General features: G+C 64.9%; 6 protein-coding genes. 1 reads left to right on the top strand and 5 read right to left on the bottom strand.

What is annotated here, in order from left to right:
• The first annotated feature begins 102 nt into the window (after positions 1–102).
• Positions 103–3,981 (top strand): ATP-dependent RNA helicase HrpA, encoded by a 3,879-nt coding sequence (gene hrpA, locus ACLV8F_RS22365; protein WP_411886402.1) that lies wholly within the window; start codon positions 103–105, stop codon positions 3,979–3,981.
• Positions 3,982–4,151: 170 nt separating this feature from the next.
• On the opposite strand, the gene ACLV8F_RS22370 is transcribed toward hrpA, so the two are convergent.
• The 5 genes from ACLV8F_RS22370 to ACLV8F_RS22390 all read right to left on the bottom strand — a co-directional run.
• The gene (locus ACLV8F_RS22370; protein WP_296910505.1) at positions 4,152–4,310 is read right to left on the bottom strand and encodes a DUF3309 family protein; all 159 of its coding nucleotides are present in this window, start codon (positions 4,308–4,310) and stop codon (positions 4,152–4,154) included.
• Positions 4,311–4,440: 130 nt separating this feature from the next.
• Entirely contained in the window at positions 4,441–5,616 is a 1,176-nt protein-coding gene (locus tag ACLV8F_RS22375; RefSeq protein ID WP_411886403.1) for a pyridoxal phosphate-dependent aminotransferase, read from the bottom strand.
• Positions 5,617–5,729: 113 nt separating this feature from the next.
• On the bottom strand, positions 5,730–6,674 hold the full coding sequence (locus ACLV8F_RS22380) for a CysB family HTH-type transcriptional regulator (protein ID WP_074574459.1): 945 nt from the start codon (positions 6,672–6,674) through the stop codon (positions 5,730–5,732).
• A 58-nt stretch (positions 6,675–6,732) separates the two neighbouring features.
• Entirely contained in the window at positions 6,733–7,110 is a 378-nt protein-coding gene (locus ACLV8F_RS22385; protein WP_411886404.1) for a sirohydrochlorin chelatase, read from the bottom strand.
• Positions 7,111–7,119: 9 nt separating this feature from the next.
• Positions 7,120–7,869: LptF/LptG family permease (locus ACLV8F_RS22390; RefSeq protein WP_411886405.1), on the bottom strand; the 750-nt coding region annotated here is incomplete at its 5' end.

The following is a 7,869-nucleotide window of genomic DNA, read 5'->3' on the forward strand; positions in this document are numbered from 1 at the left end:
TCCTGGTAACCCCGCAGGCAGGGGCGACCGGCGGAACAGCCGATAATTAGCGGCTTTGCCGACTTCGGCCTTTCCTTCCTCGCTTTCCCCTTGCCCGCACCCTTGTCCCCCCTCACCATCACCTTTCCCGAATCGCTGCCGGTCTCCGGCAAGCGCGAGGACATCACCGCCGCGATGGCGGCCCACCAGGTCGTCATCGTCTGCGGCGAGACCGGCTCGGGCAAGACCACCCAGCTGCCCAAGATCGCGCTGGCCATGGGGCGCGGCAAGCTCAATTACCCACCGGGGCAGGGCAGGCTGATCGGCCACACCCAGCCGCGCCGCATTGCCGCCTCCAGCGTGGCCAAGCGCATTGCCGAAGAACTGAAGACCCCGCTGGGCGACGTGGTGGGCTACAAGGTGCGCTTCCAGGACCGGCTCTCGCGCGACGCCTCCGTCAAGCTCATGACCGACGGCATCCTGCTGGCCGAGACGCAGACCGACCCGCTGCTCAAGGCCTACGACACCATCATCATCGACGAGGCGCATGAGCGCAGCCTGAACATCGACTTCCTGCTGGGCTACCTGCGCCAGCTGCTGCCGCGCCGGCCCGACCTCAAGGTGGTCATCACCTCGGCGACGATCGATGCGCAGCGCTTCGCCGATTATTTCGCCTCGGCCAAAGGGCCTGCGCCGGTCATCATGGTGTCGGGCCGCATGTTTCCCGTCGAGCAGCGCTACCGGCCGTTTGAAGAGTCGCGTGAGCACGACCTGAACGACGCCATCGCCGACGCGGTCGACGAGCTCTGGCTGAGCCCGCACAGCGCGGGCGACATCCTGGTGTTTTTGCCGGGCGAGCGCGAGATCCGCGAGGCGGCCGACCACCTGCGCAAGCACCTGGCGCACCAGCCGCTGACGCGCAACGCCGAGGTGCTGCCGCTGTTCGCGCGCCTGAGCCAGGCTGAGCAGGACCGCATTTTCGACGGCCACAGCGGTCGGCGCATCGTGCTGGCCACCAACGTGGCCGAAACCTCGCTGACCGTGCCGGGCATACGCTATGTGATCGACGCCGGCACGGCGCGCGTCAAGCGCTACAGCTTTCGAAACAAGGTCGAGCAGCTGATGGTGGAGCCGGTGTCGCAGGCCGCGGCCAACCAGCGCGCCGGCCGTTGCGGCCGCGTGGCGGACGGCATCTGCATACGCCTGTATGACGAGAAGGACTTCCAGGGCCGCCAGCCGTTTACCGACCCCGAAATCCTGCGCAGCTCGCTGGCCTCGGTGATTTTGCGCATGAAGGCGCTGCACCTGGGCAACGTCGAGGAGTTCGCCTTCATCGAGCCGCCGCAGCGCCGCGCGATTGCCGACGGCTACCAGCTGCTGGCCGAGCTCGGCGCGGTGGACGAGGACAACGAACTCACGCCCGTGGGCCGCACGCTGGCCAAGCTGCCGCTGGACCCGCGCGTGGGCCGCATGATCCTGGAGGCCAAGGACCGCGGCGCGCTCGACGAGGTGCTGGTGATCGCCAGCGCGCTCAGCGTGCAGGACGTGCGCGACCGGCCCATGGACAAGCAGGCCCAGGCCGACCAGCAACACGCCAAGTTCGACGATGAAAAAAGCGAGTTCAGCGGCTACCTCAAGCTCTGGAAATGGCTGGGCGATGCGCGCGGCGGCCACGGGACCGACCACAAGCTGTCGAACCGCCAGTACGAAAACCTGCTGCGCGAGAACTACGTCAACATCCGCCGCGTGCGCGAGTGGCGCGACATCCATTCGCAGCTGCACACGGTGGTGGGCGAGCAGAAATGGGTGCTCAACGACAAGCCCGCCAGCTACGAACAGCTGCACTTGTCCATGCTCTGCGGCCTGCTGGGCAACATCGGCTGCAAAAGCGACGAGGAAGACTGGTACCTGGGCGCGCGCGGCATCAAGTTTTACCGCCACCCCGGCGCGCGCCTGAGCAAAAAGCCGGGCCGCTGGATCGTGGTGGCCGAACTGGTGGAAACCACGCGCCTTTTCGGCCGAGGCATCGCCAACATAGACCCGGCCTGGATGGAGCAGGTGGCCGGCCATTTGCTCAGCAAACAGCTGCTGGACCCCCACTGGGAGAAAAAAGCCGCGCAGGTCACGGCGCTGGAGCGCGCCACGCTCTACGGCCTGGTGGTCTACAGCGGCCGGCGCGTCAACTTCGGCCGCGTCGACCCGGTCACGGCGCGCGAGATTTTCATCCGCGAGGCGCTGGTCGCCGGCAACTGGGACACCAAGCTGCCTTTCCTGGCGGCCAACCAGAAGCTGATCCAGCAGGTGCAGGACCTGGAGCACAAGGCCAGGCGCCAGGACGTGCTGGTCGATGAAGAACTGATCTACGCCTTTTACGACCAGCAGTTGCCCGCCGGCGTGCACAGCGGCGCGAGCTGCGAGCACTGGTACAAGGAAGAATCGAAAAAGCAGCCGCAGTTGCTGCTGCTGACCCGCGAAGAGCTGATGCGCCACGAAGCGGCCGGCATCACCACGCAGGCTTTTCCCAAAACCCTGCGCAGGGGCGGCGTGGACTGCGTGGTGACCTACCTGCACGAGCCCGGCGATGCGCGCGACGGCGTGACCGTCGACGTGCCGCTGTTCGCGCTGAACCAGGTCAATGAAGAGCGCTGCGAATGGCTGGTGCCCGGCATGCTCAAGGACAAGGTGCAGGCGCTGATCAAGACCCTGCACCAGCGCCCGCGCTCTCGCCTGGTCCCGCTGCCCGATACGGCGGCGCGCATGACCGAGCAGTTGCTGCAGCCAGAGGTATTCGGCAGCGGCTCGCTGACGGATGCGGTGCTCAAGCTGGTGCGCGACGCAACCTCGCTGGACATCAAGCGCAACGACATGAAGCTGGACATGCTGCCGCCGCACCTGTTCATGAACTTCCGCGTGGTCGATGAACATGGCCGGCAGCTGGGCGCCGGCCGCAACCTGGGCGCGCTCAAGGGCGAACTGGGATCGCAGGCGCGCGGCGCTTTCCAGGCGCTGGCCGGGCTCAAGAACCTGGCGAAAGCGCCGGAGCCCGCCGCGAGCGCCGCACCGGACCGGCCTGCAGCCCAGGCAGGGCGCGCACAGGCCGCCCCTCAAAGCACTGCGGTCAAGGTCGCGGAGCGCTACACAAGCTGGAGTTTTGGCGAACTGCCGGAACTGATGGAAATCCGCAAGGGCTCGCAGACGCTGATCGGTTTCCCGGCGCTCATCGATTTGGGCGACGCCGTCACGATAGAGGTGTTCGACGAACCCGATGCGGCCGCGGCCAAACATCGCGCGGGCCTTCGCCGGCTGTTTGCCCTGCAGATCAAGGATGCGCTCAAGTACCTCGAGAAAAACCTGCCCGAACTGCAGAAGATGGCGACCGCCTACATGCTGGTGGGCCGCGCGACCGACAACTCCGGCGGCGGCACGCTCGAAGAGCTGCGCGAACAGATCATCGAGGTTGCGCTGGACCGCGCCTTCCTGCTGGATCCGCTGCCGACGAATGAAGGCGAGTTCAAGAAGCGCATTGACGACGGCCGCGGCCGCCTGACGCTGATCGCCAGCGAAGTGGCCCGGCTGGCCGCGGGCATCCTGACCGAGTTCGCCGTGGCGCAACGCAAGATCAAGGACAGCAAAAACGCCGCCGAAGCCGCGGCCGATGCCGCCCAGCAATTGCAGCGCCTGGTGCCCAAGCGTTTCCTCACGGCCACGCCTTATACGCAGTTGCAGCATTTCGCGCGCTACCTCAAGGCCATCACCTTGCGGCTGGAAAAGTGGCGCGCCGACCCGGCACGCGACACCGCTCGGCTGGCCGAATTGCGGCCGCAGGAGCAGCGCTACTGGCGCCTGGTGGCCGAACGCAAGGGTGCGGTCGATGCGCGCATGCAGGAATTCCGCTGGCTGCTGGAAGAGTTGCGCGTGAGCTTTTTTGCGCAGGAGCTGCGCACGCCGCAGCCGGTTAGCATTAAACGGCTGGAAAAGGCCTGGGCTCAACTGAATAGTTGAGCCCGGCCTTTCAGTGAAGGCTAACAATTGCCGTAGGCTTGTTATGCCGGAACTATAAAGCCTGGCAACAGCTGAATAGCTGAGCTCAAATTCTTCGCGCCCAAAAAAATGGCCTTGCATTGCAAGGCCATTTTTCCTGGTGAATCACCAGTCAGAGATGCGGGCTAAAACTAGATGCGTCCCATCAACAGCAGGATGACGAGGATCAGCACCACGAGGCCGATACCGCCGCTGGGTCCATAGCCCCAACTGCGGCTGTGGCCCCAGGTGGGCAGGGCGCCGACCAGGATAAGAATAAGAATGATCAGCAGGATAAGCGAAATGGACATTTGGAAGCACTCCTTGTTATGTGCCTTGATTCTTGCCCGGCGATGGGCAAGAGCAAGCAGGAGGAGGGCGTGTCCAGCCGTCGGCAAACGCTGACAGCTTTGGCCTACAGGTCTACACAGGCCTGCAGATTTACAGCTTGGCCAGGCGGTGCAGCGCGGTGTTCAGGGTCTCGTCTTTTTTGGCGAAACAGAAACGCACCACACGCTGGTCGAAGCCGTTGCCGTAGAAGGCCGACAGCGGAATGGCCGCGACGCCGATCTCGGTGGTCAGCCATTTGCAGAACTCAGCCTCATCAAGGTCGCTGACCTCGGAGATGTCCACGCACTGGAAGTAGCTGCCTTCGCTGGGCAGCAGCTTGAAGCGGGTCTTGGCCAGGCCCTCGCGGAACAGGTCTCGCTTGCGCTGGTAGAAAGCCGGCAGGTCCAGGTAGGGTTTGGGGTCCGCCATGTAGGCCGCCAAACCATATTGCACCGGCGTGTTGACGGTGAAGACGTTGAACTGGTGCACCTTGCGGAACTCGGCGGTGAGGGGGGCGGGCGCGGCCACGTAGCCGACCTTCCAGCCGGTGACGTGGTAGGTCTTGCCGAAGCTGCTCACGATGAAGGCGCGCGCAGCCAGGCCGGGGAAACGCGCGGCGCTCTGGTGGATGCGGCCCCTGGCCGCGTCGAACACCATGTGTTCATAGACCTCGTCGCTGATCAGCAGCACGTCGGTGGGCGCCAGCAGGTCCTGCAGCGCGAGCATGTCGGCCTCGGTCCACACGGTGGCGCTGGGGTTGTGCGGCGAGTTGACGATGATGGCGCGCGTGCGCGGCGTGATGGCTGCGGCGATCTTGCCGAAGTCGGGGCGGAAGGTGCCGGGCATCAAAGGCACGCGAACCACCTTGCCGCCCGCCAGCTCGATATTGGGCACATAGCTGTCGTAGCAGGGCTCCAGCACGATGACTTCGTCGCCGGGGTGGACCACGGCCAGGATGATGGTGATGATGGCCTGGGTAGCGCCGGCGGTGATGGTGATCTCGCTGTTGGCGTCGTAGCGGTGACCATAAAGTTGGGCCACCTTGGCCGAGATGGCTTCGCGCAGCACCGGCACGCCCGTCATGGGCGGGTACTGGTTCAGGCCTTTTGTCATGGCGTCGGTGACGGCGTTGACCAGTTGCGGGTCGCATTCAAAATCGGGAAAGCCCTGGCCCAGGTTGACGGCGCCTTTTTCGGCCGCCAGGGTGGACATCACCGTGAAAATCGTGGTGCCGACGGCGGGCAGTTTGGTTTTTAGCGTGGGGGTGCGTTCTAGAGTGGTAGTCATGATTGCAGAGTAATGGTTTTTTCAAGTGGCCGCCGCGGAACCGGCTTTGCCGGGCCGCTCGCGGCGCCCCCTTGAGGGGGAGGCGGCCGCAGGCCGCTTCGGGGGGAGTGAAACTAAATCTCGTAGTCGTTGACGCGGCCGGCCATGGCCTTGGTGATCAAGGCGCGGTCCAGCTTGTCGCTGAGCAGTTCGGCGAACTTGTACACGAAGTTGCGCAGGTAAGCGCTGCGCTTGAAGGCCACGCGGGCCACGTTGATGCCAAACAGCGGGCCGGCCGGGATGGCGATCAGGTCGCTGTTGGTGCCGTCTTCCTTGATGGCCATCTCGGCCACGATGCCCACACCCAGGCCCAGGCGCACATAGGTCTTGATGACGTCCGAGTCGATGGCTTCCAGCGCGATGCGCGGCTGCAGGCGCTTGGCGGCAAAGGCCAGGTCGATCTTGGTGCGGCCGGTGAAGGACGGGTGGTAGGTGATCAGCGGCTCTTCGGCCAGGTCTTCGAGCGAGATGTTTTCTTTTTTGGCCAGCGGGTGGTCCACGGGAATCACCAGCATGTGCTGCCATTCGTAGCAGGGCAGGGTCACGAGGTCGTCGTACTGCGTCAGCGACTCGGTGGCGATGCCGATTTCGGCGACTTCGTCGAGCACCATGCGCGCCACCTGGTCGGGCGAGCCCTGGTGCAGGCTGACGTTGACCTTGGGAAAGGCCTCGCGCAGCTTGGCGACCGGCTGCGGCAGCACGTAGCGGGCCTGGGTGTGCGTGGTGGCGATGGACAGCGTGCCGCTGTCCTGGGCCGAGAACTGCTCGCCGATGCGGCGCAGGTTGCCGACTTCGCGCATGATGAGCTCAATGCTTTTGAGCACGTGCTCGCCGGGTTCGGTGACGCGCTTGAGGCGCTTGCCGTGCCGCGCGAAGATTTCCACGCCGAGTTCTTCCTCCAGTTCGATGATGGCCTTGGACACGCCCGGCTGCGAGGTGTGCAGTGCCTTGGCGGTTTCGGTGAGGTTCAGGTTGCGCCGGATGGCCTCCTGGACGAATCGGAATTGGTGGAGGTTCATATCGAATTCAGGCTAATTGTTCGCTTCATTATGCCTGTTTCACGCTAAGGCGGCGGTGTCAGGCCAGGGCGATGCCGGCCATCAAGGTCGTCAGTTCGGGGTACTCGCCGGCGGTGGGCAAGAGATCGACGGCGATGCCGGGATGGCTGGCCTGGATCTGCGCGACCAGCAGCGGCAAATCCTCGCGGGCGTGCTTGCCGACGCCGAAGAAGAGCGGAAACACCCGTATGGCGTGCGCACCGGCGGAGATCAATTCCTCGGCAGCCTCAGGAAGCGTCGGGGCGCAGAGTTCCAGGTAGGCGCAGCGAACTGGCGTGCCCGGCGCGCTGGCGCGTATCTGTGCGGCCACGGCTTCGATGGGCGCGCGCCACAGCGGGTCGCGTGAGCCGTGGGCCAGCAGGATGATGGCGCGGGTGGTGGGGGCAGAAGCCGTCATGGGCATACGCTAGCGCCGCAGCACCAGCCAGCCGAAGGCGCCCAGCGAGATGGCCATGTACAGCAGGCCGGGCGTGGCGGCCGCCAGCCAGGGCATCCAGTTGCGCAGGTTACCGATGTAGCCGAAGACGTTGTTGAGCAGGAAGAAGCTGATGCCGATCATGACGCCGGCAAAAACATAACCCGCAATGCCGCCGGAGCGGAAGTGCAGGTAGGCAAAGGGCAGGGCCAGGATCACCATCACGAGGCAACTGAGCGGGTAAAACACCTTTTTCCAGAACTCGATCTCATAGCGCTGCGCGGTCTGGCCGTTGGCATCCAGGTGGCGCACGTAGTTGAAGAGGTCTATGGTGCCCATGCGTTCGGGCTTGAGCAGCGCCACCGACACCATCTCGGCGCTGATCTCGGTGGGCCAGCGGAAGGTCTCCAGCACCGCCCGGTTGACCCTGGCGCTCTCCTGCGGCCTGGCGGGGGTGGGTGCGCCGCTGACCTCAAACTCGGCGCGGCTGGCCTGGTGCAACTGCCAGGCATCGCCGGCGGCGAAGGTCGCCAGCGGCGCCTGGGTGGTCGAGACGATCAGGCCCTTGTTGTTGAACTCGAAGACCTGCACGCCCTGCATTTCGTTGTCGGGGGTGAGCGCCTTCACGTTGACGACGTAGGTGTTGTAAGCCTGTTTTTCTTTCAGCCACGCGCCGGTCTGGCCTATGGTGATCTTGCTCTGGTAGCGCGCCTTGAGCAGCTGCGCGGCCCGCTCGCTGGC

The organism is Polaromonas sp. YR568 (genome assembly GCF_943369675.1).
Classification (GTDB): domain Bacteria; phylum Pseudomonadota; class Gammaproteobacteria; order Burkholderiales; family Burkholderiaceae_C; genus Polaromonas.